This is a genomic window from Pseudoxanthomonas mexicana, from assembly GCF_046736355.1.
In the GTDB taxonomy this organism is placed as follows: domain Bacteria; phylum Pseudomonadota; class Gammaproteobacteria; order Xanthomonadales; family Xanthomonadaceae; genus Pseudoxanthomonas_A; species Pseudoxanthomonas_A mexicana_B.
The window spans coordinates 2,073,138-2,097,569 of sequence record NZ_CP157201.1 but is presented as its reverse complement, the minus strand read 5'-3'; the positions used below and the strand labels follow the sequence as shown (position 1 = coordinate 2,097,569).

20 protein-coding genes and 1 pseudogene are annotated in these 24,432 nt (G+C 69.7%); 17 read left to right on the top strand and 4 right to left on the bottom strand.

What is annotated here, in order from left to right; translation table 11 throughout:
* Position 1 precedes the first annotated feature (1 nt).
* Genes lapB through galU form a run of 4 tightly spaced genes read left to right on the top strand, consistent with a single transcriptional unit; the run spans position 2 to position 4,977 of the window.
* The gene (gene lapB / locus AAG688_RS09610) at positions 2–1,183 is read left to right on the top strand and encodes a lipopolysaccharide assembly protein LapB (RefSeq protein ID WP_411832046.1); all 1,182 of its coding nucleotides are present in this window, start codon (positions 2–4) and stop codon (positions 1,181–1,183) included.
* Positions 1,183–2,160: a lipopolysaccharide biosynthesis protein gene (locus tag AAG688_RS09605; protein ID WP_411832045.1), complete on the top strand. Its 978-nt coding sequence runs from the start codon at positions 1,183–1,185 to the stop codon at positions 2,158–2,160. The genes lapB and AAG688_RS09605 overlap by 1 nt, the downstream gene beginning before the upstream one ends.
* 7 nt (positions 2,161–2,167) lie before the next feature.
* Entirely contained in the window at positions 2,168–4,081 is a 1,914-nt protein-coding gene (locus AAG688_RS09600; RefSeq protein ID WP_411832044.1) for a polysaccharide biosynthesis protein, read from the top strand.
* On the top strand, positions 4,078–4,977 hold the full coding sequence (gene galU / locus AAG688_RS09595; RefSeq protein WP_411832043.1) for a UTP--glucose-1-phosphate uridylyltransferase GalU: 900 nt from the start codon (positions 4,078–4,080) through the stop codon (positions 4,975–4,977). Before AAG688_RS09600 ends, galU begins: the two co-directional genes overlap by 4 nt.
* Positions 4,978–5,074: 97 nt before the next feature.
* Here galU and AAG688_RS09590 read toward each other — a convergent pair whose 3' ends face one another.
* From AAG688_RS09590 to AAG688_RS09580, 3 genes and pseudogenes are all read right to left on the bottom strand, one after another.
* The gene (locus AAG688_RS09590; RefSeq protein ID WP_411832042.1) at positions 5,075–6,280 is read right to left on the bottom strand and encodes an acetyl-CoA C-acyltransferase; all 1,206 of its coding nucleotides are present in this window, start codon (positions 6,278–6,280) and stop codon (positions 5,075–5,077) included.
* A 156-nt stretch (positions 6,281–6,436) separates the two neighbouring features.
* Entirely contained in the window at positions 6,437–8,809 is a 2,373-nt protein-coding gene (locus AAG688_RS09585) for a 3-hydroxyacyl-CoA dehydrogenase/enoyl-CoA hydratase family protein (RefSeq protein ID WP_411832041.1), read from the bottom strand.
* 52 nt (positions 8,810–8,861) lie between these two features.
* Positions 8,862–9,488, bottom strand: a pseudogene (locus AAG688_RS09580) (TetR/AcrR family transcriptional regulator); the annotation flags it as partial.
* A gap of 213 nt (positions 9,489–9,701) precedes the next feature.
* Between AAG688_RS09580 and ndk the strand changes: the two are divergent.
* The 13 genes from ndk to tadA all read left to right on the top strand — a co-directional run bounded on the left by ndk (position 9,702) and on the right by tadA (position 23,931).
* Positions 9,702–10,127, top strand: coding sequence for a nucleoside-diphosphate kinase (gene ndk, locus AAG688_RS09575; RefSeq protein ID WP_411834976.1), 426 nt, complete (start codon positions 9,702–9,704; stop codon positions 10,125–10,127).
* A 15-nt stretch (positions 10,128–10,142) separates the two neighbouring features.
* Positions 10,143–11,351, top strand: coding sequence for a 23S rRNA (adenine(2503)-C(2))-methyltransferase RlmN (rlmN, locus tag AAG688_RS09570; protein ID WP_411832040.1), 1,209 nt, complete (start codon positions 10,143–10,145; stop codon positions 11,349–11,351).
* Complete coding sequence (gene pilW, locus AAG688_RS09565) at positions 11,341–12,159, top strand: type IV pilus biogenesis/stability protein PilW (RefSeq protein WP_411832039.1); 819 nt, start codon at positions 11,341–11,343, stop codon at positions 12,157–12,159. The genes rlmN and pilW overlap by 11 nt, the downstream gene beginning before the upstream one ends.
* Positions 12,156–12,974: a helix-turn-helix domain-containing protein gene (locus AAG688_RS09560; RefSeq protein ID WP_411832038.1), complete on the top strand. Its 819-nt coding sequence runs from the start codon at positions 12,156–12,158 to the stop codon at positions 12,972–12,974. The genes pilW and AAG688_RS09560 overlap by 4 nt, the downstream gene beginning before the upstream one ends.
* Positions 12,975–13,034: 60 nt before the next feature.
* Positions 13,035–13,667 carry a YfgM family protein gene (locus AAG688_RS09555; protein ID WP_411832036.1) on the top strand — a complete coding sequence of 211 codons (633 nt, stop codon included), beginning with the start codon at positions 13,035–13,037 and terminating at the stop codon, positions 13,665–13,667.
* Positions 13,667–14,872: an outer membrane protein assembly factor BamB gene (gene bamB, locus AAG688_RS09550; RefSeq protein WP_411832035.1), complete on the top strand. Its 1,206-nt coding sequence runs from the start codon at positions 13,667–13,669 to the stop codon at positions 14,870–14,872. Before AAG688_RS09555 ends, bamB begins: the two co-directional genes overlap by 1 nt.
* 154 nt (positions 14,873–15,026) lie before the next feature.
* Positions 15,027–16,427, top strand: coding sequence for a ribosome biogenesis GTPase Der (der, locus tag AAG688_RS09545; protein ID WP_411832033.1), 1,401 nt, complete (start codon positions 15,027–15,029; stop codon positions 16,425–16,427).
* Positions 16,428–16,443: 16 nt separating this feature from the next.
* Positions 16,444–17,661 carry a gephyrin-like molybdotransferase Glp gene (gene glp, locus AAG688_RS09540; RefSeq protein ID WP_411832032.1) on the top strand — a complete coding sequence of 406 codons (1,218 nt, stop codon included), beginning with the start codon at positions 16,444–16,446 and terminating at the stop codon, positions 17,659–17,661.
* Positions 17,662–17,828: 167 nt separating this feature from the next.
* Positions 17,829–18,968, top strand: a complete 1,140-nt coding sequence (gene moeB / locus AAG688_RS09535; RefSeq protein ID WP_411832031.1) for a molybdopterin-synthase adenylyltransferase MoeB — start codon at positions 17,829–17,831, stop codon at positions 18,966–18,968.
* A 130-nt stretch (positions 18,969–19,098) separates the two neighbouring features.
* A complete protein-coding gene (gene folD, locus AAG688_RS09530; protein WP_411832029.1) occupies positions 19,099–19,968 on the top strand; it encodes a bifunctional methylenetetrahydrofolate dehydrogenase/methenyltetrahydrofolate cyclohydrolase FolD in 870 nt (289 codons plus the stop codon).
* Between the two features lie 167 nt (positions 19,969–20,135).
* Positions 20,136–21,593: an IMP dehydrogenase gene (guaB, locus tag AAG688_RS09525; protein ID WP_411832027.1), complete on the top strand. Its 1,458-nt coding sequence runs from the start codon at positions 20,136–20,138 to the stop codon at positions 21,591–21,593.
* 114 nt (positions 21,594–21,707) lie between these two features.
* Positions 21,708–23,273, top strand: coding sequence for a glutamine-hydrolyzing GMP synthase (gene guaA / locus AAG688_RS09520; protein ID WP_411832025.1), 1,566 nt, complete (start codon positions 21,708–21,710; stop codon positions 23,271–23,273).
* Positions 23,274–23,481: 208 nt separating this feature from the next.
* Positions 23,482–23,931, top strand: a complete 450-nt coding sequence (gene tadA, locus AAG688_RS09515; RefSeq protein WP_411834975.1) for a tRNA adenosine(34) deaminase TadA — start codon at positions 23,482–23,484, stop codon at positions 23,929–23,931.
* A gap of 30 nt (positions 23,932–23,961) precedes the next feature.
* On the opposite strand, the gene AAG688_RS09510 is transcribed toward tadA, so the two are convergent.
* The gene (locus AAG688_RS09510; RefSeq protein ID WP_411832023.1) at positions 23,962–24,420 is read right to left on the bottom strand and encodes a DUF2721 domain-containing protein; all 459 of its coding nucleotides are present in this window, start codon (positions 24,418–24,420) and stop codon (positions 23,962–23,964) included.
* Positions 24,421–24,432 lie beyond the last annotated feature (12 nt).

The following is a 24,432-nucleotide window of genomic DNA, read 5'->3' as shown; positions in this document are numbered from 1 at the left end:
GATGCAGCAGTTCCTGAGCGAATGGTTCTGGTTCTTCCTGTTCCTGCCGCTGGCGGCGCTGAGCGGCTGGGTGGTCGGCCGGCGCGGCGGGCAGCGGCACGGCACCACCCAGGTCAGCCGCCTGTCCAGCACCTATTTCCGCGGCCTGAACTACCTGCTCAACGAGCAGCCCGACAAGGCGATCGAGCTGTTCCTGCACATCGCCGAACTGGACAAGGAAACCTTCGAGACCCAGGTCGCGCTGGGCCACCTGTTCCGCCGCCGCGGCGAAGTCGATCGCGCCATCCGCCTGCACCAGGGGCTGGTGCAGCGCCCGGATCTCAGTGACCAGCAGAAGGTGCAGGCGCTGCTGGCGCTGGGCGAGGACTACATGCGCTCGGGCCTGCTGGATCGCGCCGAAACCGTGTTCAGCGACCTGGCCCGCATCGACCGGCGCGCGCCGCAGGCGCTCAAGCACCTGATCGGCATCTACCAGGCCGAGCGCGACTGGGAGAAGGCCATCGACAACGCCTTGCGCTACGAGGAAGTCACCGGCGAGCCGATGGGCCGGCTGGTCGCGCAGTTCGAATGCGAACTGGCCGAGCGCCACCGCACCGCCAACGACATGGACGCGGCGCGCCAGGCCATCGCCCGCGCCTACCAGGCCGATGCCGGCAGCGTGCGCGCCGGCATCCTGGAGGGGCGCATCGAGTCGGATGCCGGCAACGCCGAGGCGGCGATCCGCGCCTTCGAGCGTGCGGCACGGCACGATCCCGACTACCTGCCGGAAATACTCCCGAGCCTGCTGGCCAACTACGAGAAGGGCGGCGATCTTTCCGGCGCGCGCGCCTTCCTTTCGGAAATGTGCGAGCACTACCGCGGCATCGCCCCGGTGCTGGCGCTGACCCGACTGGTCGAGAACCAGGATGGCGTGGCCGCCGCGCGCGCCTACCTGGCCCGGCAGCTGAAGGACAGGCCGTCGGTGCGCGGCGAGGCGGCGCTGATCGACCTGACCCTGGCCGAGGGCGCGGATCCGTCGGCCACGCTGCACGATCTCAAGCACATCACCGACCAGTTGCTGGTGCGCAATCCCAGCTACCGCTGCACGCGCTGCGGGTTCGGCGCGCGCACGCACCACTGGCAGTGCCCGAGCTGCAAGGAGTGGGGCACCGTCAAGCCGCTGCTCAACTACGCGGTGGTGTGATGCCGGGCTGGGAAAGCTGGCTGCCGCTGCACTTCGGGCTGGCGGCGGCATTGACCTGGGCCGCGCGCGCGTACGCGTTGCGCCGGCGGCTGCTGGATCATCCCGGCGAACGCCGCAGCCACACCGCCGCCACCCCGCGCGGCGGCGGCATCGCCATCGTGATCTGCCTGCTGCTGGCCACCGGCGCGTGCTGGCGGTGGTCGGTCCTGGGGCCGGACCTGCTCGGCGCGTTCGCCGCCGGCCTGCTGCTGGTCGCGGGCATCGGCTGGTGGGACGATCACCGACCGCTTTCGCCGCTGTCGCGCTTCGTCGTGCAGGTCGTCGCGGCCGCCGTGCTGGCCTGGGGCGTCCACCAGCAGGCGGACAATGCCTGGCTCGGCCTGCTGGCCTTCGCGCTGGCGCTGGTGCTGGTGAACGTCTGGAACTTCATGGACGGCATCAATGGGCTGGCGGCGAGCCAGGCGGCGATTGCCGCGCTGGGCTACGCCCTCGTCGGCGCGTCGGCGACCCCGTTGCTGGCCGGCGCACTGCTGGCCGCCTGCCTGGGCTTCCTGCCGTTCAACTTCCCCAAAGCGCGGATCTTCCTGGGCGACGTCGGCAGCGGTGCGCTCGGCTACGCGCTGGCCGCGCTGGCGGTGCTGTCGGTCGGGCCGGCGTCAGCGGCCTGGCCGGTGGTGATGCTGCCGCTGGCGGTCTTCCTCGTAGACGCGGGCTTCACGCTGCTGTCGCGCATGCTCGCCGGGGATCGCTGGTGGACGCCGCACGTCACCCATGTCTACCAGATCTCGGCCCGGCGTCACGGGCATTCTGCGATAACCGTCGTATATGGCGGGCTGAGTCTCTTAACATTAATCTTGATGGTGCTATCGTCGCGTTCATCAACGTATACGGCCATTGCCGCCACCTTCCTCGGCTATCTGGGTCTGGCGGCAGGGTGGTGGTTCGCCCGGAACGCGACGAAGACCGACAAGGAGTGAACAACGCATGATGTCCCGGCGCGACCGTCTGACCAGCCTGACCCCACGCATGCTGGTGGTGGCGCACGATCTGGTCATGGTCTGGCTGTGCTGGCAGATCCTACACCGGGTCCGGTACTCGTTCGTGGCCTACGCGCCCGATTTCCCCTTGTGGTCCAACGAGATCGCCGTGGTCCTGCTGGGACAGGCGGCGGTGTTCTGGTGGATGGGGCTGTATCGCGGACTGTGGCGCTTCGCCAGCCTGCCGGACCTGTGGAACATCGGCAAGGCCAGCCTGCTGGGCACGGTCCTGATCGCGCTGGGCCTGTTCTTCTACAACCGCCACGAATCGCTGCCCAGGACCGTGCTGGCGTTCTACCCGGTCCTGATGGTGGTCATGCTGGGCCTGCCGCGGCTGGCCTACCGGGCCTGGAAGGATTTCCAGGTCAACCGGACCCATCACGCCTCCTCGCGCGTGGTCATCCTCGGCGCCGGCCGCGCCGGCGAGGCGCTGGTGCGCGAACTGCGCCGCACCGGCGTCTATTACCCGGTCGCCTTCCTGGACGACGCGCCGCGCCTGCAGGGCGCGCGCCTGCAGGGCGTGCCGGTGCTGGGCACGCTGGACAACGCGGCCCGGGTCGCCCGCGAGACCGCGGCCAAGCTGCTGGTCATCGCGATGCCGTCGCTGGACGCCCCGGCGATGCAGCGGGTGGTGGCCATCTGCGAGAGCACCGGCCTGCCGTTCCGGATGGTGCCGCGGCTGGTCAACGTGCTGGAAGGCCATTCGATGCCGGGCGATCTCAAGGAGGTCGCCATCGAGGACCTGCTGGGGCGCAAGTCGGTCACCCCCGACTGGAAGCTGATCCGCGGCTGGCTGGGCGCGCGCACGGTGCTGGTCACCGGCGCCGGCGGGTCCATCGGCTCGGAACTGTGCCGGCAGTGCGCCCGCCACGGCGCCCAGCGCATCGCCCTGCTGGAAGTGGACGAACTGGCGCTGATCACCATCCAGGCCGACCTGCAGCGCGCCTTCCCGGATCTGGAGCTGATCCCGGTGCTGGGCAACTGCGGCGATCCGGCGGTGATCGGGCATGCGCTGCGGCTGTCCGAGCCGGACGCGGTCTTCCATGCCGCCGCCTACAAGCAGGTGCCGCTGCTGGAACGGCACCTGCGCGAAGCGGTCGGCAACAACGTGCTGGCCACCGAGACGGTCGCCCGCGCCTGCCGCGACGCCGGCGTGGCCACCTTCGTGCTGATTTCCACCGACAAGGCGGTCGATCCGGCCAACGTGCTGGGCGCGACCAAGCGGCTGGCCGAGATGGTCTGCCAGACGATGGACGACGGCAAGGCCGGTACGCGCTACGTCACCGTGCGCTTCGGCAACGTGCTCGATTCGGCCGGCAGCGTGGTACCGCTGTTCCGCGAGCAGATTCGCAAGGGCGGGCCGGTGACGGTGACCGATCCCGAGGTCACCCGCTATTTCATGACCATCCCCGAGTCGTGCCAGTTGATCCTGCAGGCCGCCGCCGGCGCCGCGCATGCCTCGATCTACACCCTGGACATGGGCGAGCCGGTGCCGATCCGGCTGCTGGCCGAGCAGATGATCCGGCTGGCCGGCAAGCAGCCCGGGCGCGACATCGCCATCGTCTACACCGGCCTGCGTCCCGGCGAGAAGCTGCACGAGAACCTCTTCCACGCCGACGAGGACTACCGGCCGACCTCGCACTCGAAGATCCTGCAGGCCGAGGCGCGCGAGATCGCGCCGGAATTCCTGGAACTGGCGCTGCAGCGCCTGCGCGGCGCCTATGCGCGCTACGACACCGACGAGCTGCGCGACGTGCTGCGCGTGGCGGTGCCCGAGTTCGCGCCGCTCGAACAGGAATTCGACGGCGCCGCCGCCAACATCGTCGCCTTCCCCGCGCGCGAGACCCGAAGAATCCGATGACGCAACGCATCCGCAAGGCCGTTTTCCCGGTGGCCGGACTCGGCACCCGCTTTCTTCCCGCGACCAAGACCGTTCCCAAGGAGATGCTGCCGATCATCGATCGGCCGCTGATCCAGTACGCCGTCGACGAGGCCATCGAGGCCGGCTGCGACACGCTGGTGTTCGTCACCAACCGCTACAAGCACGCGGTGGCCGACTACTTCGACAAGGCCTACGAGCTGGAACAGAAGCTCGAGCGCGCCGGCAAGACCGAGCAGCTCGAACTGGTGCGCAACGTGCTGCCGCCGCACGTGCGCGCGGTGTTCGTCACCCAGGCCGAGGCGCTGGGACTGGGCCACGCGGTGCTGTGCGCCAAGCCGATCGTCGGCGACGAGCCGTTCGCGGTGATCCTGCCGGACGATCTGATCTGGAACCGCGGGCCGGGCGCGCTGAAGCAGATGGCCGACGCGGCCGAGGCTTCCGGCGCCAGCATGATCGCGGTGCAGAACGTGCCGGCCGACAAGACCGACAGCTACGGCATCGTCGCCACCGAGGCGTTCTCGGGCCGCTCCGGCCGCATCGGCGAGATCGTGGAGAAGCCGCGGCCGGAGGAGGCGCCGAGCAACCTCGCCGTGGTCGGGCGCTACGTGCTGGACGCGCGCATCTTCGCGCTGCTGGAGAGCACCACGCCCGGCGCCGGCGGCGAGATCCAGCTCACCGACGCCATCGCTGCGCTGCTGGCGGAAAAGCCGGTGCACGCCTATCGCTTCCAGGGCACGCGCTTCGATTGCGGCACCCACATCGGCCTGATCGAGGCGACCATCCGCTACGCGCTGGACCACGAGAAGCTCAGCGATGCGGCGCGCGAGACGATGCAGAGCGCGCTCAGCGAACTGGGCGTCACCGACCTGGAGTGAACCTCGGCGGCGTTGGCCGGCAGGTTGGAATGCAAGACAGGGAAATGGCGCCCCCGCGGGGCGCCATTCCTGTTTCGCGTTGCCGAAAGGCGATGGCTCAGAGCGCCTCGAAGATGCCGGCCGCGCCCATGCCGGTGCCGATGCACATGGTCACCATGCCGTACTTCTGCTGGCGGCGGCGCAGGCCGTGGACGATGGTCGCGGTGCGGATGGCGCCGGTGGCGCCCAGCGGGTGGCCCAGCGCGATTGCGCCGCCCAGCGGGTTGACCCTGGACGGGTCCAGCCCGCTGTCGCGGATCACCGCCAGCGCCTGCGCGGCGAAGGCCTCGTTCAGTTCGATCCAGTCCAGCTGATCCATGCCCAGGCCGGCCTGCTTCAGCGCCTTCGGGATCGCCGCGATCGGGCCGATGCCCATCACTTCCGGGCGCACGCCGGCGACCGAGAAGCTGACGAAGCGCGCCAGCGGGGTCAGCCCGTAGTCCTTGATCGCCTGCTCGGAGGCCAGCAGCACCGCGCCGGCGCCGTCGCTCATCTGCGAGGAGTTGCCGGCGGTGACGCTGCCGCCGAACTGGCCGTTGCGGAACACCGGGCGCAGCTTGGCCAGTCCCTCCAGCGAACTGTCGGGACGCGGGCCCTCGTCGTTCTCGACCAGCAGCTTCTTCAGCCGCACCGTGTTGCCGGCCAGGTCCGGCTGGTGCGAGATCACCTCGTACGGGCTGATCTCGCCCTTGAATTCGCCGGCGGCGATCGCGGCGATGGCCTTCTGGTGCGAGGCCAGCGCGAACGCGTCCTGGTCCTCGCGCGAGATCTTCCATTCCTCGGCGACCTTCTCGGCGGTGATGCCCATGCCGTAGGCGATGGCGACGTGGTCGTCCTTGAACACGGACGGGGAGAGGGCGACCTTGTTGCCCATCATCGGCACCATCGACATCGACTCGGTGCCGCCGGCCAGCATCAGGTCGGCGTTGCCGAGGCGGATCTGGTCGGCCGCCAGCGCTACCGCCTGCAGGCCGGAGGAGCAGAAGCGGTTGACGGTCTGCGCGGCGACGGTGTCGGGCAGGCCGGCCAGCAGCACGCCGATGCGCGCCACGTTCATGCCTTGCTCGCCCTCGGGCATCGCGCAGCCGATGATGGCGTCGTCGATGCGCGAGAGGTCGATGCCGGGCGCCTGCGCGACGACCGAACGCAGCACGTGCGCGAGCATGTCGTCGGGACGGGTATTGCGGAACACGCCCTTGGGCGCCTTGCCCACCGGCGTACGGGTGGCGGCGACGATGTAGGCGTCCTGGATTTGCTTGGTCATTTGGCTTTCTCCGAAAGCCGGGAATGGGGAATGGGGAGTCGGGAATCGTTGAAGCGGATCCGCGCGACCGGGAACATTCCTATTGCCGGCAGAAATTTGGAGGAAGGGGCATCGGGCCGTTGCGTTTCGCCATTCCCGATTCCCCATTCCCTATTCTCAGTTCCTCAACGGCTTGCCCGTCTTCAGCATGTGCCCGATGCGCGCCTGCGTCTTCTCCTGCTGGGCCAGTTCGACGAAGTGCTGGCGTTCCAGCTTGAGCAGCCATTCCTCGTCCACCAGCGATCCGCGATCGATCTCGCCGCCGCACAGCACGGTGGCGATGCGGGTGGCGATCTCGTAGTCGTACTCGCTGATGAAGCGGCCTTCCAGCATGTTGACCAGCATCATCTTGAAGGTGGCGATGCCGACGTCGCCGGCGACCTGGATGCGGCGGGCCGGCAGCGGCGGGCGGTAGCCGCCCTCGGCCAGCGCCAGCGCCTCGGCCCGGGCGATGTGCAGCGACTCGTAGGCGTTGAAGGCGACGCGGTCGCCGGCGCGCAGCAAGCCCAGTTCCTTGGCTTCGACCGCCGAGGCGGACACCTTGGCCATCGCCACGGTCTCGAAGGTCTTCTTCAGCTCGGCGAACACGTCGCCGCCCGGGCCGGCGGCCTGCGAGGCGCGCACCGCCAGTTCCTTCAGGCCGCCGCCGGCCGGCAGCAGGCCGACGCCGGCCTCGACCAGGCCGATGTAGCTCTCCAGCGAGGCCACCACCTTGGCGCTGTGCATCTGGAACTCGCAGCCGCCGCCCAGCGCCAGCCCGCGCACCGCCGACACCACCGGCACCAGTGAATACTTGATGCGCTGGCTGGTGGCCTGGAAGTTGGCGACCATCGCCTCGAACTCGGCGATCCTGCCGGCCTGCAACGCGCCCAGCGCGCCGGCCAGGTCGGCGCCGGCGGAGAAGGGCTCCTTCGCCTGCCAGATCACCAGGCCCCTGAACTTGCGCTCGGCGAGGCCGATGGCCTCCTGCAGGCCGTCCAGCACCGCGTCGGACACGGTGTTCATCTTGGTCTTGAAGCCGACCACGCCGATGTCGTCGCCGTCGCTCCACAGGCGCACGCCGTCGTTCTCGAACACCGTCTCGCCCTGCGCGAAGCTCTCGCCCAGCAGCGGATCGGGGAAGCGCTGGCGCCTGTAGACGGGCAGGGCCGAGCGCGGCAGCCTGGCGTTGCGCGCCGGGCTGTAGCTGCCCTCGGCGGCATGCACGCCCTCGCGGCCGTCGAACACCCAGTCCGGCAGCGGCGCGCTGCTCATCGCCTTGCCGGCGACGATGTCGTCGGCGATCCACTGCGCCACCTGCTTCCAGCCGGCGGCCTGCCAGGTCTCGAACGGGCCGAGCGACCAGCCGTAGCCCCAGCGGATGGCCAGGTCGACGTCGCGCGCGGTCTCGGCGATGTCGGCCAGGTGGTAGGCGCTGTAGTGGAACAGGTCGCGGAACACCGCCCACAGGAACTGCGCCTGCGGGTGCTGGCTCTCGCGCAGCCTGGCGAACTTCTCGGCCGGGTTCTTGATCTTCAGGATCTCGATCACCTCGGGCGCGGCGGCGCGATCGGCAGGGCGGTAGTCCTGCTTTTCCAGGTCCAGCACCAGGATGTCCTTGCCGGCCTTGCGGAAGATGCCGGCGCCGGTCTTCTGGCCCAGCGCACCCTTGGCGATCAGCGCCTCCAGCCACTTGGGCGACTTGAAGTAGTCGTGCCACGGGTCGTCGGGCAGGGTGTCGGCCATGGTCTTGATGACGTGCGCCATCGTGTCCAGGCCGACCACGTCGGAGGTGCGGTAGGTGGCCGACTTGGGCCGGCCGATCAGCGGGCCGGTGAGGGCGTCCACTTCGTCGAAGCCCAGCTTGAATTCGCCGGTGTGGTGGGCGGTCGCCAGGATCGAGAACACGCCGATGCGGTTGCCGATGAAGTTCGGGGTGTCCTTGGCGTAGACCACGCCCTTGCCGAGCTGGGTGGTCAGGAAGGTCTCCAGCCCCTCCAGCACCGCCTTGTCGGTGTCGCGGGCGGGAATCAGCTCGGCCAGGTGCATGTAGCGCGGCGGGTTGAAGAAGTGCACGCCGCAGAAGCGGTGGCGCAGCTGACCGGGCAGCACGTCGGCCAGCGCGTTGATGCCCAGGCCTGAGGTGTTGGAGGCCAGCACCGCGTGATCGGCCACGAACGGGGCGATCTTCCGGTACAGGTCCTGCTTCCAGTCCATCCGCTCGGCGATGGCCTCGATGATCAGGTCGCAGTCCTTCAGCAGTTCCAGCCCGGTCTCGTAGTTGGCCGGGGTGATGGCCTCGGCCAGCGACCTGCTGGCAAGCGGCGCGGGGCTGAGCTTGGCCAGGTTGGCGATGGCCTTGAGCACGATGCCGTCGGGGTGGCCTTCCCTGGCGGGCAGGTCGAACAGCACGGTATCGACGCCGGCGTTGGTCAGGTGGGCGGCGATCTGCGCCCCCATCACGCCGGCCCCGAGGACGGCCGCCTTGCGTACGAGCAGTTGGTTGGACATGTCGGGATTCCTGGTTGGAGGATGTTGCGGTTATTCGTTGCCGGCGGCGGGGCCGGGCGGGCCGGCGCAGGCCGGCCTCGACGAAGCGGATCAACTCGCGCGCGGCGCGCTCGCGGTGGGCGGCCTCGCCGACCCCGGCCGGGCGCTTGATCAGGCCGAAGTCGGCCATCGCATAGGTCAGCGCGCCGGAGAAGAAGTCCAGCCGCCAGTACAGCTCCTCCTTGCTCAGTTCCGGCACGCAGGCGGCGATGGCCTTGCCGAACTCGCGCAGCACGTGGCCGTAGTGGTCGGACAGGAACTTGCGCAGGCCGTCGTTCTTCTCGGCGTAGGCGCGGGCGATGACGCGGACGAAGGCGCCGCCGCCGTGGCGGTCCTGGGCCAGCGCCAGCGCCGGTTCGACGAAGGCGGCCAGGATCGGCTGCAACTCGCCCGGGCGCTGCTCCAGCGCCGCGTGCAACTGCGCCAGGCGGGCGGCGGTCATGTCGTCCATGCGGCGGCGGAAGACCTCGTTGACCAGGTTTTCCTTGGAGCCGAAGTGGTAGTTGACCGCGGCGATGTTGACGTCGGCGCGGGTGGTGACCTGGCGCAGCGAGGTGCCGGCGAAGCCGTGCTGGGCGAACAGCTCCTCGGCCGCGCCCAGGATGCGGTCCTTGGTGGAGAAATGGGTGGAGTTGGCCATCGGGCACCTGCAATCAAACGCTTGTTTGATTCTCTGCCCGGTTCCGGCCCTTGTCATGCTGCTTTGCAGCAAAACGTGTCGACGCGCAAGTTACAAAGCGCCGGCGTTAGGTTAGAATCGCCATGTGAAACCAAGCCTAAGCCCGCGTCCCTGCGCGGGTTTTTTCGTGTTAACCTCGGGCCTTCAGTGGCCCGCCCAACGGAGACAATCCCCATGGCGCTGGAGCGCACCCTGTCCATCATCAAGCCCGATGCCGTCGCCAAGAACGTCGTCGGCGAAATCTATTCGCGTTTCGAGAAGGCCGGCCTGAAGATCGTCGCCTCGAAGATGAAGCACCTTTCGCGCCGCGAGGCCGAAGGCTTCTACGCCGTACATCGCGAGCGCCCGTTCTTCAGCGCGCTGGTTGAGTTCATGATCTCCGGCCCGGTCGCCATCCAGGTGCTGGAAGGCGAGGGCGCGATTCTGAAGAACCGCGAGCTGATGGGCGCCACCAATCCGAAGGACGCCGCGCCGGGCACCATCCGCGCCGACTTCGCCGACAGCATCGACGCCAACGCCGTGCACGGCTCCGACGCGGCGGAAACGGCCGCGCAGGAAATCGCGTACTTCTTCGCCAGCACCGAGATCTTCCCGCGCTGAGCCGATGAGGAAACCGTGAGCGAACCCGTGCAGATTCCCAGCGTGACGACCACCGGCGAGCCGCTCGCCGGCATCGCCGTGCGCAGGCAGAACCTGCTCGAGCTCGATCGCGAGGGGCTGGAGCGCTTCTTCGCCGAGACCCTCGGCGAAGCGCGCTACCGCGCCCACCAGGTGATGAAGTGGATCCACCACCGCTACGTCACCGACTTCGACCAGATGACCGACCTCGGCAAGGCGCTGCGCGCCAAGCTGCACGCGCATGCCGAGGTCGTCGTCCCCAACGTGGTGTTCGACAAGCCCTCCGCCGACGGCACCCACAAGTGGCTGCTGGCGATGGGTGACGATGGCAGGAACGCCATCGAGACCGTCTACATCCCCGACAAGGGGCGCGGCACGCTGTGCGTGTCCTCGCAGGTCGGCTGCGGCCTGAACTGCAGCTTCTGCTCGACCGCCACCCAGGGTTTCAACCGCAACCTGACCACCGCCGAGATCATCGGCCAGGTGTGGGTGGCCGCGCGCCACCTGGGCAACGTGCCGCACCAGCAGCGCCGCCTGACCAACGTGGTGATGATGGGCATGGGCGAGCCGCTGATGAACTTCGACAACGTCGTGCGCGCGATGAGCGTGATGCGCGACGATCTCGGCTACGGCCTGGCCAACAAGCGGGTGACGCTGTCCACCGCCGGGCTGGTGCCGATGATCGACCGGCTGTCCAGCGAGAGCGACGTGTCGCTGGCGGTGTCGCTGCACGCGCCCAACGACGAGTTGCGCGAGCAGCTGGTGCCGCTCAACAGGAAATACCCGATCGCCGAGTTGATGGCCTCGTGCGCGCGCTACCTGCGCGCGAACAGGAAGCGCGACTCGGTGACCTTCGAATACACGCTGATGAAGGGCGTCAACGATCAGCCCGAGCACGCCCGCCAGCTCGCCGCGCTGATGCGCCGGTTCGACAACGCGGTGCAGGCGCGCGATTCGGGCAAGGTCAACCTGATCCCGTTCAATCCTTTCCCCGGCACCCGCTACGAGCGCTCGGACGAGGCGCAGATCCGCGCCTTCCAGAAGATCCTGCTCGACGCGCAGGTGCTGACGATGGTCCGCCGCACGCGCGGCGACGACATCGACGCGGCCTGCGGGCAGTTGAAGGGGCAGGTGATGGATCGCACCCGCCGGCAGGCCGAATTCCGCCGCCAGTTGCAGTCGCAGGGCGTGGACGATGCGGCATAAGGGGTTCTGGCTGCTGTTGATCGCCTGCGTGCTGCTGGCCGGCTGCAGCCGCCTGACCTTCGTCAAGCCGAAGATGGAGCGCAAGGACGGCGAACAGATTGCCCCCGAGTACCGGGTCAGCGACAGCGCCGCGACCAAGAAGCGCATGGGCAACCAGGAGCGCCTGATCCGCGCCAGCCAGCGCCTGCGGGCCGGTCAGCTGGACGAGGCAGAGCGCGAGGCCCGGCAACTGCTCAAGGACGATCCGCAGTCGGTCGACGCCCATACGCTGCTGGCGGTGATCGAGGACGGCCGCGGGCGCGTGGAGCAGTCCGGCCAGCACTACAAGCGCGCCGCCGAGCTGGCGCCCGGCAACGGCGCGGTGCAGAACAACTATGGCGCCTGGCTGTGCGGCAATGGCTTCCCGGCCGAGTCGCTGGTGTGGTTCGACCGCGCCCTGGCGGACCCGGATTACCCCACGCCGGCCGCGGCATTGGCCAATGCCGGCGGCTGTGCCTCGCGCAGCGGCCAGCACGAGCGTGCCGGCCGCGACCTGCGCCGGGCGCTCGAACTCGAACCGGCCAATGCGTTCGCGCTGGCGGCGATGGCGCAGCACGAATACCGCCGGCAGCGTTATTTCGAGGCGCGCGCCTTCATCGAAAGGCGCCTGGCGGCTGCGCCGGCCAATGCCGACGTGTTAAAACTCGCGTCACAGATAGAGGAAGAACTGGGCGACAAGGCTGCTGCGAGTCGATATGTTCAGCGATTGCGGGCGGAGTTTCCCGGTGCGGTCGATGCCATGAATCTCGGGGGAAATGCAGTGCCATGACCGATTCAAACCGGATCCAGACGCAGTCCGCCCTGGACTGCGGGATTGTGCTGAGGGAGGCGCGCGAGCAGGCGGGGCTGGAGCTGCAGGAAGTCAGCCAGCGCCTGAAGATGCCGCTGAAGGTGTTGCAGGCGCTGGAGCAGGGGCAGTGGGGACTGCTCGGGGCGCCGGTGTTCGTGCGCGGCCAGCTGCGCAGCTACGCCCGACTGCTCAAGATCGACGTCGAGCCGTTCCTGCAGCGGGTGGAGCTGGAAACCACGCCGCCCCCCGAACTGGTCAGCCACAGCCATACGCCGCGCTTCCAGCGCGTGTTCGAAAGCATGGCCAGGCGCGCGGTCTACATCGTGATCACCGCCGCCATCGCGGTGCCGGTGTGGCTGGCCACGCGGCCGCACCTCAACGGCGGCGACGGGCAGACCGCTTCGCTGGACGTGCCATCGGCGCTGCCCGGTGCGAGTGGCGATGCCGCCGCGTCGCCGGCAACGGCTTCGTCGCGGCCGCCCGCCAAGCCCTATGTCGCTTCCATCGCGCCGTTGCCGAGGCCGTCGGCGCCTGCGCTGCGCCTGCGCCTGACCGGCGACAGCTGGGTGCGGATCACCGCGCCTGACGGCAGCACGCTGGAGCAGTCGCTGCTCAAGGCCGGCGAGGAGCGCAGCTACGCCGGCGGCCAGGTCGCGCGCGTGGTGCTGGGCAATGCCGGCGCGGTCGAGGTTCAGCAATCCGGTAGTACGGTGGACCTGACGCCGTACCGGCGAGCGAATGTCGCGCGCTTTACGGTATCCTCTGAGGGTTCCCTCGCGCCGGTCGCCGACTGACCCGCACGCGGGTCTGTCCAACCACACAAGACCCCGCCAGACGGGGCATTACGAGTACGCATGGCGATTGACGATCTGCTCGACGAGCACGAACAAAGCGAACGCGTCCGCAGCTGGCTCAGGAACAACGCCACCACCTTGGTGGGTGGCGTGGCCCTGGGCCTTGCGGTGATCCTGGGCTGGCAGTGGTGGCAGAAGCACCTGCTCGGCAGCCAGCAGAAGGCCCATGCCGATTACCAGGCGGCCGTGGAGAGCATCGCTGGCGGCGATCTGGAGAAGGCACGCTCGGCCATCGCCGGCCTGTCAGACAAGAAGATATACGCCGAACTGGCCGCGCTGCGGCTGGCCAGGGCGCAGGCGGAGGCCGGCCAGACCGACGCCGCGCTCGCGACCCTGCGCGGCATCGATCCCGAGCCGGCGCTGCAGTCGCTGGTCAACGTGCGGCTGGCGCGCCTGCTGACCGAGAGCGGCAAGCCCGCCGACGCGGTCACCCTGCTGGCCGGCGCCACCGACGCGGCCGGCCTGGAAGCGCGTGGCGACGCATTGCTGGTCACCGGCAAGCAGGACGAGGCGCGTGACGCCTATTCGCGTGCGCTGACCGCGCTCGACGTCGCCGCGCCGCAGCGGCGCCTGCTCGAAATCAAGCTCGCCGATACCGGCGGCCTGCCCACCCGCGCGGAGGAGCAGGGCTGATGCGCCGTCTTTCCTTCGCGCATCGCGCGCTGGTGGTGCTGGCCGTGGCCGGCGCGCTGTCCGGCTGCAGCACGGTCAAGGGCTGGTTCGGCGGCAAGGACAAGCCCGACGAAAAGCCCACCGAGCCGGCCGAACTGGTCGACTTCAGCGCTTCGGCCGAGGTCGCCAAGGCCTGGAGCGTCAACCTTGGCAAGGGCGAGGATCGCCTGGGGATCCGGCAGGCGCCGGTGGTGCATGACGGGCGCGTCTACGCGGCCGCGGTCGAGGGCGGCGTGCGCGCGCTCGACCTGCAGACCGGCCGCGTGCTGTGGCGCTACCAGCCCGAGAAGATCAAGAAGCAGCCCGAACTGCGCCTGTCCGGCGGTCCCGGCGCCGGCGAGGGCCTGGTGGCCATCGGCACGCTCGACGGCCAGGTCATCGCGCTCGACGCCGACAGCGGCGCCGAGAAGTGGCGCGCCAAGGTGACCGGCGAGGTCATCGCCGCGCCGGCCATCGGCCAGGGACTGGTGCTGGTGCGTTCCAACGACGGCCGCGTGTCGGCGTTCGGCGCCGCCGACGGCACCCGCCGCTGGTTCTGGACCCGCGAACTGCCCAACCTGACCGTGCGCGGCAATGCGTCGCTGACGCTGGGGCCGGGGCTGGCGTTCGTCGGCAATGACGACGGCACGCTGGCCGCGCTGGCCATCAACGACGGCCGCATGCTGTGGGAGCGCACCGTCGCCGTGGCCGACGGCCGCAGCGAACTGGAGCGCATGGCCGACGTGGACGGCGCGCCGGTGCTGGAAGGCACCACCGTCTACGCCACCAGCTTCAAGCAGGAAACCACCGCCCTGGAAGGCCCGAGCGGGCGTCCGCTGTGGACGCGCGAGAATGGCGGCGTCGGCGGTCTGGACGTGAGCAGCAGCTACGTGCTGGTGTCCGACCTCGGCGGCACCGTCTGGGCGCTGGACAAGTACAGCGGTTCGCCGATGTGGTCGAACAAGACCCTGCTGCGCCGCTCGCTGACCGCGCCGACCGTGCAGGGCGACTATGCGGTCGTCGGCGATCTGGACGGCTACCTGCACTGGCTGCGGCTGGACAACGGCGAGCAGGCCGCGCGCGCGCGCACCGGCCGCAAGCCGATCCGCGCCCAGCCGGTCGAGGCCGACGGCCTGCTGCTGGTGCAGGATGTCGAAGGCGAGCTGACCGCCTTCCGCCTGCGCTGAATCAGGCGTTCCGCGCCACACGGGAATCGTCGCGCAGGCGGCGGTTCCCGTTCGTTTTTTTGCGGCGGCCCGCCCGCCGCTTCCCTGCGCGTCACCCGCTGATGGGCGGGCGATGCGGTAGCCTTGCCGCACAGACCCGGATGATCGTTTCCACATGCTGCCTCTCGTCGCCCTGGTGGGCCGCCCCAACGTGGGCAAATCGACGCTGTTCAACGCGCTGACCCGCAGCCGCGACGCGCTGGTCCACGACCAGCCCGGGGTGACCCGCGACCGCCACTACGGCATCTGCCGCCCGCAGGACCAGCGCCATTTCGCCGTGGTCGACACCGGCGGCATCGCCGGCGAGGAGGAGGGACTGGCGGGCGCGACCGCGCGGCAGGCGCGCGCGGCGGCCGAGGAGGCCGACTTGGTGCTGTTCATCGTCGACGGCCGCGAGGGCGCCTCGGCGCTGGACGACGACATCCTGGCCTGGCTGCGCAAGGCCGCGCGCCCGACCGTGCTGGTGATCAACAAGATCGACGGCATCGACGAGACCACCGCGCGTTCGGATTTCGCCCGCTACGGCTTCGGCGACGTGCTGGCGATCTCGGCCGCGCACCGGCAGGGCATCGACGACCTGATCGACGAGGTGCTCGAACGCCTGCCCGAGCAGGGCCAGGTCGAGGCGCTGGACCAGGATCCGGCGCGCATGCGCATCGCCTTCGTCGGCCGGCCCAACGTCGGCAAGTCCACGCTGGTCAACCGCCTGCTCGGCGAGGAGCGCATGATCGCCTCCGAGGTGCCGGGCACCACGCGCGACTCGATCGCGGTGGACCTGGAACGCGACGGCCGCCTGTACCGGCTGGTCGACACCGCCGGCCTGCGCCGCAAGTCGCGGGTGGACGAGGCGGTGGAGAAGTTCTCCATCGTCAAGACCCTGCAGGCCATCGAGCAGTGCCAGGTCGCGGTGCTGCTGCTCGATGCCACCGAGGGCGTGACCGACCAGGATGCCAGCGTGCTCGGCGCGATCCTCGATGCTGGCCGCGCACTGGTGGTGGCGGTCAACAAGTGGGACGGGCTGACCACCTACCAGCGCGAGCAGACCGAGGCGCTGCTGGGGCGCAAGCTGAGCTTCGTCGAATGGGCCGAGGCGGTGCGCATCTCGGCCAGGTACGGCTCGGGCCTGCGCGAGCTGTTCGCCGCCATCCACCGCGCGCACGCCTCGGCCACGCGCGAGTTCGGCACCAGCGAGGTCAACAAGGCGCTGGAAATCGCCTGCGAGACCAACCCGCCGCCGAGCATCCGCGGCCACGCCTCCAAGCTGCGCTACGTGCATCCGGGCGGCGCCAACCCGCCGACCTTCATCGTCCACGGCACCCGCCTGAAGGTGCTGCCGGATTCGTACAAGCGCTACCTGGAGAACTTCTTCCGCAAGCGCTTCAAGCTGGTCGGTACGCCGGTGCGCTTCATCTTCAAGGAAGGCGCCAACCCCTACGAGGGCAAGAAGAACGTGCTGAGCGAGCGGCAGGTGGCGAAGAAGCGCCGGCTGATCCGCCACGTCAAGCGCGGCAAGTAGCCGCGGGGACGGCACCGTGGCGGAAGGCTTCCCGACCCGCATCGGCTACGCGCAAGCGCTGCGCATCGTGCGCGATGCCGCCGCGCGCCGGCGGCTGCCGGCCGAGCGGGTGGCGACCCGGCGCGCCGATGGCCGCATCGTCGCGCACGATCTCGCCGCGCCGATCGCGCTGCCTTCGTTCGACAATAGCCGCATGGACGGCTATGCCGTGCGCCACGCGGATCTGCGCGCCGACGCGCCGGTCAGGCTGGACATCGTGGGCGAACAGTTCGCCGGTGCCGCCGTGCCGGTGCGGGTGGACGCGGACCAGTGCGTGCGCATCACCACCGGTGCGCCGATACCGGCCGGCGCGGACACCGTGGTCATCCGCGAACGGGTGCGCGAGGAAGGCGAGGCCATCGTCGTGGAAGGCGCGCCCGCGCCCGGTGCGGACATCCGCCGCACCGGCGAGGACGTGGCCGCCGGCGAGACGGTGCTGCGCGCCGGTGATGTGTTGACGCCGGCGCGGCTGGGGCTGCTGGCAGCGCTAGGCGTGGACGCCGTCGAGGTGTCGGCGCGGCCGACCGTGGCGGTGTTCACCACCGGCGACGAACTGGTCGAGCCGGGGCTGCCGCTGCAGCCGGGGCAGATCTACAACGGCAACCGCGAACTGCTGATGGCGCTGCTGCGCGCCGAGGGGCTGGAGCCGACCGCGTGGCCGGCGCTGCCGGACGATCCGGCGCGGCTGGCCTCGCAACTGGGCGACGCCGCTTCGGCCTTCGACGTGGTGATCACCTGTGGCGGGGTGTCGGCCGGGCAGAAGGATCACCTGCCGGAGCTGCTGCGCGCGCATGGCCGCATCGATTTCTGGAAGGTGCGGATGAAGCCGGGCATGCCGGTGCTGTGCGGCCAGTGGGATCGCGCGACGGTGCTGGCGCTGCCGGGCAATCCGGTGTCGGCGCTGGCGACCTTCCTGGCGCTGGGCCGGCCGTTGCTGGACGGCTTGCAGGGCAGGGCCGCGCGGGCGCGCCGGCATGCCGTGCTGGCGACGGCCTGGCGCAAGACGCAGGAGCGCCACGAGTTCCTCCGCGGCGGCCTGCATCACGGCGAAGACGGCAGGCTGTCGGTGCGGCCGCATCCGGCCGACGCCTCGCACCAGTTGCGCGCGGCCGCCGACAGCGATGCGCTGATCGTGCTGGAGGAAGGCCTGCGCGACCATGCCGCCGGCGATGTGGTGGAAATCATCGCTTATTGAGATTCGTCTCACGATTGGGGGCGGGCGCTACCATTCCTGGCATGCCGTAGAGCGGGAGTTGCTCCGCTCCTTCGGCATCCCGCCGCCGGGCAAGCTCGGCGCTAAAGACGTCGGCTCCAGACCCGGGTGGGAAACCGTTGTCGGGCCGGTTGCGCGATAATCGCGCCATGAGCATCGAGGAAATCGATCCGCGACAGGTTCGCGAGCGCCTGGCGCGCGGCGCGCGCTTCATCGACGTGCGCGAGGAACACGAGCGCGCCGGCGGCCAGGCCGAAGGCAGCCTGGGCATCGCCCGGGCCGAGCTGGAAGCCGAGCCGGCGCTTCACCTGCCCGATCGCGAGGTCGAGGTGGTGCTGATCTGCCAGCGCGGCGCGCGCTCGCTGGCGGCGGCGCGGGCCTTGTCGGCGCAGGGCTATGCGCGGCTGGCGTCGGTGGCCGGCGGCACCTCGCGCTGGCTGGAGGAAGGGCTGCCGGCGTTCGAGCCGGTGCTGGACGAAGATCGGCGCGATTTCAACGAGCGCTATTCGCGCCACCTGCTGCTGCCGGAGGTCGGTGCGGCCGGGCAGCGCCGGCTGGAGCGCGCGCGGGTGCTGCTGATAGGTGCGGGCGGGCTGGGCTCGCCGTCGGCGTACTACCTGGTCGCGGCTGGCGTCGGCCGGTTGCGCATCGTCGACGACGACGTGGTCGATCGCAGCAACCTGCAACGGCAGATCCTGCACGGCGAGGCGCGCATCGACCTGCCCAAGGTCGATTCGGCGCAGGCCACGCTGTCGGCGCTGAACCCGCGCACCCGCATCGAGCCGGTCCGCGAGCGCGTCACCGCCGCCAACGTCGACGCGCTGATGCAGGACGTGGACGTGGTGCTGGACGGCGCCGACAACTTCCCGGTGCGCTACCTGCTCAACGACGCCTGCATCCGGCACGGCAAGCCGCTGGTGTACGGCGCGGTGCAGCGCTTCGAGGGGCAGGCCAGCGTGTTCGACGCCGGCCGCCATCGCGGCCGCTGCCCGTGCTACCGCTGCCTGTTCCCGGAACCGCCGTCGCCGGAGTTCGCGCCCAACTGCGCCGAAGCCGGCGTGCTGGGCGTGGTGCCCGGCATCGTCGGGCTGGTGCAGGCGGCCGAGGTGTTGAAGCTGCTGCTCGGCATCGGCGACACGCTGGCCGGGCGGCTGCTGCACTTCGACGCGCTGGCGATGCGCTTCCGCGAGACCCGCCTGCGCGCCGACCCCGATTGCCCGCTGTGCGCGCCGGGGCGGCCGTTCCCGGGCTACATCGACTACCAGCGCTTCTGCGCGGGTGGAAGTTGACCGGCGCCCAAGCCGGATGCGCAGCGAGAGCGTGGCCTACACGGCGTCGTGAAGGTTCTGCGCCCGCGCGCCGTTGGAAACCGGGCACGCGGATGGAGGACAATGGCGGCACTCCATACCCGTTCCCCCGATGACTGCCCGAATCCTGGACGGCCGCCGCGTCGCCGAAAACCTGCTCGATCAACTCAAGGCGCGCGTCGATGCGCGCGTGGCCGCCGGCCGTTCGCGGCCCGGGCTGGCGGTGGTGCTGGTCGGCGGCGACCCGGCCTCGGCGGTCTACGTGCGCAACAAGCGCCGTGCCGCCGAGAAGGTCGGCATCGAGGCCTTCGACCATGACCTGCCGGAAGGCACCGGCGAGGCCGAGCTGCTGGCGCTGATCGACCGCCTCAACGCGGATCCGAAGATCCACGGCATCCTGGTGCAGCTGCCGCTGCCCGGCATCCCCGACGCCAGCGCGCTGATCGAGCGCATCGACCCGCGCAAGGACGTGGACGGCTTCCACCCGGCCAACGTCGGCCACCTGGCGCTGCGCCAGTTCGGCCTGCGCCCGTGCACGCCGCGCGGCATCACCACGCTGCTGGCCTATACCGACCGGCCGGTGCGCGGGCAGAACGCCACCATCGTCGGCGTCAGCAACCACGTCGGTCGGCCGATGGCGCTGGAACTGCTGATCGCCGGCTGCACGGTGACCAGCTGCCACAAGTTCACCCCGCCGGACGTGCTGGAGGCGCGCGTGCGCGACGCCGACATCCTGGTGGTGGCGGTGGGGCGGCCGGGCCTGATCCCGGGCGAATGGGTCAAGCCGGGCGCGGTGGTCATCGACGTGGGCATCAACCGCCTCGACGACGGCCGGCTGGTGGGTGACGTCGGCTTCGACGCGGCGGCCGCGCGCGCGAGCTGGATCACGCCGGTGCCGGGCGGGGTGGGGCCGATGACCGTGGCCACGCTGATGCAGAACACGATCGAGGCGGCCGAGGCGGCGCTGGGCGAGTCGACCTGATGTGGGAGCGACGTCAGTCGCGACGGGCCTTAACCCGGTAAAGCCCGTCGCGACTGACGTCGCTCCCACGAAAAACGGGCAGGGGGAAAACAGCTTCCTGCCGAAGGTGTCGGAGCGCCTGCGAAGCGGGGTATAATGCCGCGCTTCCCCACCATCCGGGTCAGCCGATGCTGCGCATCCAGGCCGAAGCACTCACCTACGACGACGTCTCGCTCGTCCCCGCCCATTCCACCGTACTGCCCAAGGACGTCAGCCTGGAAACGCGGCTCACGCGCGACCTGCGGCTGAAGCTGCCGATCGTCTCGGCGGCGATGGACACCGTCACCGAGGCGCGCCTGGCCATCGCGATGGCCCAGCTCGGCGGCATCGGCATCGTCCACAAGAACCTGACCGTCGAGCAGCAGGCCACCGAAGTGGCCAAGGTCAAGAAGTTCGAGGCCGGCGTCATCAAGGAACCCTTCACGGTCGGCCCTGAGACCACCATCGCCGAGGTGCTCCAGCTCACCCGCGATCGCAACATCTCCGGCGTGCCGGTGGTGGACGGCGGGCAGCTGGTCGGCATCGTCACCAGCCGCGACATGCGCTTCGAGACCAAGCTCGACGATCCGGTCCGCCACATCATGACCAAGAAGGATCGCCTGATCACGGTCAAGGAAGGCGCCAGCGACGGCGAGGTGCTGCAGCTGCTGCACAAGAACCGCATCGAGAAGGTGCTGGTGGTCAACGACGATTTCGAGCTGCGCGGCCTGGTCACCGTCAAGGACATCCAGAAGAAGACCGACAACCCCAACGCGGCCAAGGACTGCGCCAGCCGGCTGATGGTCGGCGCGGCGGTCGGCGTGGGCGGCGACACCGACCAGCGCATCGAGGCGCTGGTGGCCGCCGGCGTGGACGTCATCATCGTCGACACCGCGCACGGCCATTCGCAGGGCGTGCTGGATCGCGTGGCCTGGGCCAAGAAGCGCTTCCCGCAGCTGCAGGTGATCGGCGGCAACATCGTCACCGGCGACGCCGCGCTGGCGCTGATGGACGCCGGCGCGGACGCGGTCAAGGTCGGCGTCGGTCCCGGCTCGATCTGCACCACCCGCATGGTCGCCGGCGTCGGCGTGCCGCAGGTCACCGCGATCAGCATGGTCGCCGAGGCCTTGCAGGGCCGCATCCCGCTGATCGCCGACGGCGGCATCCGCTATTCCGGCGACATCGGCAAGGCGATCGTCGCTGGCGCCTCGACGGTGATGATCGGCGGCCTGTTCGCCGGCACCGAGGAAGCGCCGGGCGAGGTCGAGCTGTTCCAGGGCCGCAGCTACAAGAGCTACCGCGGCATGGGCAGCCTGGGCGCGATGGAGAAGGGCAGCAAGGACCGTTATTTCCAGGACGCCTCCGACGCCGACAAGCTGGTGCCGGAAGGCATCGAGGGCCGCGTGCCGTACCGCGGATCGGTCGGCGGCATCATCCACCAGCTGATCGGCGGCCTGCGCGCGGCGATGGGCTACGTCGGCTGCGCGACCATCGAGGAAATGCAGCAGAAGCCCAGCTTCGTCACCATCACCGGCGCCGGCCAGCGCGAGAGCCACGTCCACGACGTGCAGATTACGAAGGAACCGCCGAACTACCGCATGGGGTGAAGCGAGGAGTGAGCGGAGAGGAGTGAGGAGTGAGGGAAAGCTCCGGTGCTCCTCTTCTTCTTTCTTGTCCCGCTCTTACTCACTCCTCACTCCTCTCCGCTCACTCCTCGCCCCATGACCAACCTCCACACCGACAAGATCCTCATCCTCGACTTCGGCGCGCAATACACGCAGCTGATCGCCCGCCGCATCCGCGAGATCGGCGTGTACTGCGAAATCTGGGCCTGGGATCACGATCCGGACGAGATAGCCGCGTTCGGGGCCAAGGGCATCATCCTCTCCGGCGGGCCGGAATCGACCACCCAGCAGGGCGCGCCGGCCGCGCCGCAGCAGGTGTTCGACAGCGGCCTGCCGATCCTGGGCATCTGCTACGGCATGCAGACGCTGGCCGCGCAGCTGGGGGGCGCCACCGAGGCCGCCGACGCGCGCGAGTTCGGCCATGCCGAGGTGCAACTGGTCGCGCACGACGCGCTGCTGGGCGGGCTGAGCGATCACCAGGGCGAGCCGCGCATCGACGTGTGGATGAGCCACGGCGACCACGTCGCCCAGGCGCCGCCGGGCTGGACCGTCACCGCGGTCACCGACCGCATCCCGGTCGCGGCGATGGCCTGCGAGGAAAAGCGCTGGTACGGCGTGCAGTTCCACCCGGAAGTCACCCACACCAAGCAGGGCCAGACCCTGCTGCGCCGCTTCGTCACCGAGATCTGCGGCTGCAGGACGCTGTGGACGGCGGCCAACATCATCGACGACCAGATCGCCCGCGTGCGCGAGCAGGTCGGTTCGGACGAAGTGATCCTGGGCCTGTCCGGCGGCGTCGACTCGTCGGTGGTGGCGGCGCTGCTGCACAAGGCCATCGGCGAGCAGCTGACCTGCGTGTTCGTCGACACCGGCCTGCTGCGCTGGCAGGAAGGCGACCAGGTGATGGCGATGTTCGCCGAGCACATGGGCGTGAAGGTCATCCGCGTCGATGCCGCCGAGCGCTATTTCAAGGCGCTGGAAGGCGTGGCCGACCCGGAGGCCAAGCGCAAGATCATCGGCAACCTGTTCGTCGAGATCTTCGAGGAGGAGTCGAACAAGCTGGCCAACGCAAGGTGGCTGGCGCAGGGCACCATCTATCCGGACGTGATCGAGTCGGCCGGCAGCAAGACCGGCAAGGCCCACGTCATCAAGAGCCACCACAACGTCGGCGGCCTGCCCGAGCACATGAAGCTGGGCCTGGTCGAGCCGCTGCGCGAACTGTTCAAGGACGAAGTGCGCCGCCTCGGCGTCGAACTCGGCCTGCCGCGCACGATGGTCTACCGCCACCCGTTCCCCGGCCCCGGCCTGGGCGTGCGCATCCTCGGCGAAGTGAAGCGCGAGTACGCCGAACTGCTGGCCCGCGCCGACGCCATCTTCATCGACGAGCTGCGCAAGGCCGACCTGTACGACAAGACCTCGCAGGCGTTCGCGGTGTTCCTGCCGGTCAAGTCGGTCGGCGTGGTCGGCGACGCCCGCGCCTACGAGTGGGTGATCGCGCTGCGCGCGGTGGAGACCATCGACTTCATGACCGCGCACTGGGCGCACCTGCCGTACGAGTTCCTCGGCACGGTTTCCAACCGCATCATCAACGAACTGCGCGGCGTCTCGCGGGTGGTCTACGACATCTCAGGCAAGCCGCCGGCGACCATCGAGTGGGAGTGATCCGGGTACGAAGTTCGCCGCGGCGCCATCGGCGGACACGCCGTCGCATTGAAGCGGGCGCGGGGCGGCCGCCACGGAGCTCCGGATCAGGCGCCGCTATACAATGCGGGCCGATGACGGGACGCACGGAATGACGAAGATCCTCACCAGCGGAGCCGGCGACGGGGCGTCTGGCGCCGTGACCGGTCCGGAGGCCGACGAGCACTGGATGCGCCACGCCTTCGCCCTGGCTGACCGCGCCGAGCGCGAATTCGGCGAGATCCCGGTCGGCGCGGTGCTGGTCGGCGCGGATGGCCGGGTGCTGGGCGAGGGCTGGAACCGCAACATCGCCGATCACGACCCCAGCGCGCATGCCGAAATCATGGCCATGCGCGAGGCGGGCAGGACGCTGGGCAACCACCGGCTGGTCGGCACCACCTTGTACGTGACGCTGGAGCCGTGCGTGATGTGCGCGATGGCGATCGTGCATGCGCGGGTCACGCGGCTGGTCTACGGTGCGCGCGATCCCAAGACCGGCGCCTGCGGCAGCGTGTTCGACCTGATCGCTGACCCGCGCCACAACCACCGCGTGGCGGTCAGCGGCGGCGTGCTGGGCGAGGAGGCCGGGCGCCGGCTGAGCAACTACTTCCGCGCCAAGCGCGGCAGGCCGCCGCTGTGAAGCCCGCCGCGCAAGCCCGCGCTCGCCGGTTCAGCGGGGCGGCTTGCGCGCATGCCGGTGATCCATCTCCTCGTTGATCGCGGTCACCGCCAGCGTGGACTCGCGCGCCAGCAACAGGCTGGAGGCGAACATCGCCAGCACGCCCAGTGCGGCCAGCAGGATCGGCAGCTTGCCGAGCCGGTGGTCGAGGAAGCTGTCCACCGCCACCGACAGGCTGGTGCCGACGAAGAAGCTCAGCGCCACGTACAGCAACTGGCCGGCGCGCAGCATGGTCAGGCTGCGGCGGCGTTGCAGCGCGATGCGCTGTTCGTGGAGCAGGCGCTCGGATTCGTCCTCGAGCTGGGGCAGCTCCTGCAACAGCGTGCGCGTGCGATCGATGATGCGGGCCAGGCGGTTGTTGGCCGACAGCAGCAGCGAGGCGGTGGCGGTGAGGAAGAAGGCCGGCGCCAGCATGGCGCTGAGGATGGCGTAGTGGCTGACGTCGTTCATGGGCGGGCGCCG

Excerpts from the sequence above, each read along its gene's own strand:
- lapB (WP_411832046.1), top strand. The coding sequence starts at position 2 with ATGCAGCAGTTCCTGAGCGAATGGTTCTGGTTCTTCCTGTTCCTGCCG.
- AAG688_RS09605 (WP_411832045.1), top strand. The coding sequence starts at position 1,183 with ATGCCGGGCTGGGAAAGCTGGCTGCCGCTGCACTTCGGGCTGGCGGCG.
- AAG688_RS09600 (WP_411832044.1), top strand. The coding sequence starts at position 2,168 with ATGATGTCCCGGCGCGACCGTCTGACCAGCCTGACCCCACGCATGCTG.
- galU (WP_411832043.1), top strand. The coding sequence starts at position 4,078 with ATGACGCAACGCATCCGCAAGGCCGTTTTCCCGGTGGCCGGACTCGGC.
- AAG688_RS09590 (WP_411832042.1), bottom strand. The coding sequence starts at position 6,280 with ATGACCAAGCAAATCCAGGACGCCTACATCGTCGCCGCCACCCGTACG.
- AAG688_RS09585 (WP_411832041.1), bottom strand. The coding sequence starts at position 8,809 with ATGTCCAACCAACTGCTCGTACGCAAGGCGGCCGTCCTCGGGGCCGGC.
- ndk (WP_411834976.1), top strand. The coding sequence starts at position 9,702 with ATGGCGCTGGAGCGCACCCTGTCCATCATCAAGCCCGATGCCGTCGCC.
- pilW (WP_411832039.1), top strand. The coding sequence starts at position 11,341 with ATGCGGCATAAGGGGTTCTGGCTGCTGTTGATCGCCTGCGTGCTGCTG.
- AAG688_RS09560 (WP_411832038.1), top strand. The coding sequence starts at position 12,156 with ATGACCGATTCAAACCGGATCCAGACGCAGTCCGCCCTGGACTGCGGG.
- AAG688_RS09555 (WP_411832036.1), top strand. The coding sequence starts at position 13,035 with ATGGCGATTGACGATCTGCTCGACGAGCACGAACAAAGCGAACGCGTC.
- bamB (WP_411832035.1), top strand. The coding sequence starts at position 13,667 with ATGCGCCGTCTTTCCTTCGCGCATCGCGCGCTGGTGGTGCTGGCCGTG.
- der (WP_411832033.1), top strand. The coding sequence starts at position 15,027 with ATGCTGCCTCTCGTCGCCCTGGTGGGCCGCCCCAACGTGGGCAAATCG.
- moeB (WP_411832031.1), top strand. The coding sequence starts at position 17,829 with ATGAGCATCGAGGAAATCGATCCGCGACAGGTTCGCGAGCGCCTGGCG.
- folD (WP_411832029.1), top strand. The coding sequence starts at position 19,099 with ATGACTGCCCGAATCCTGGACGGCCGCCGCGTCGCCGAAAACCTGCTC.
- guaB (WP_411832027.1), top strand. The coding sequence starts at position 20,136 with ATGCTGCGCATCCAGGCCGAAGCACTCACCTACGACGACGTCTCGCTC.
- guaA (WP_411832025.1), top strand. The coding sequence starts at position 21,708 with ATGACCAACCTCCACACCGACAAGATCCTCATCCTCGACTTCGGCGCG.
- tadA (WP_411834975.1), top strand. The coding sequence starts at position 23,482 with ATGCGCCACGCCTTCGCCCTGGCTGACCGCGCCGAGCGCGAATTCGGC.
- AAG688_RS09510 (WP_411832023.1), bottom strand. The coding sequence starts at position 24,420 with ATGAACGACGTCAGCCACTACGCCATCCTCAGCGCCATGCTGGCGCCG.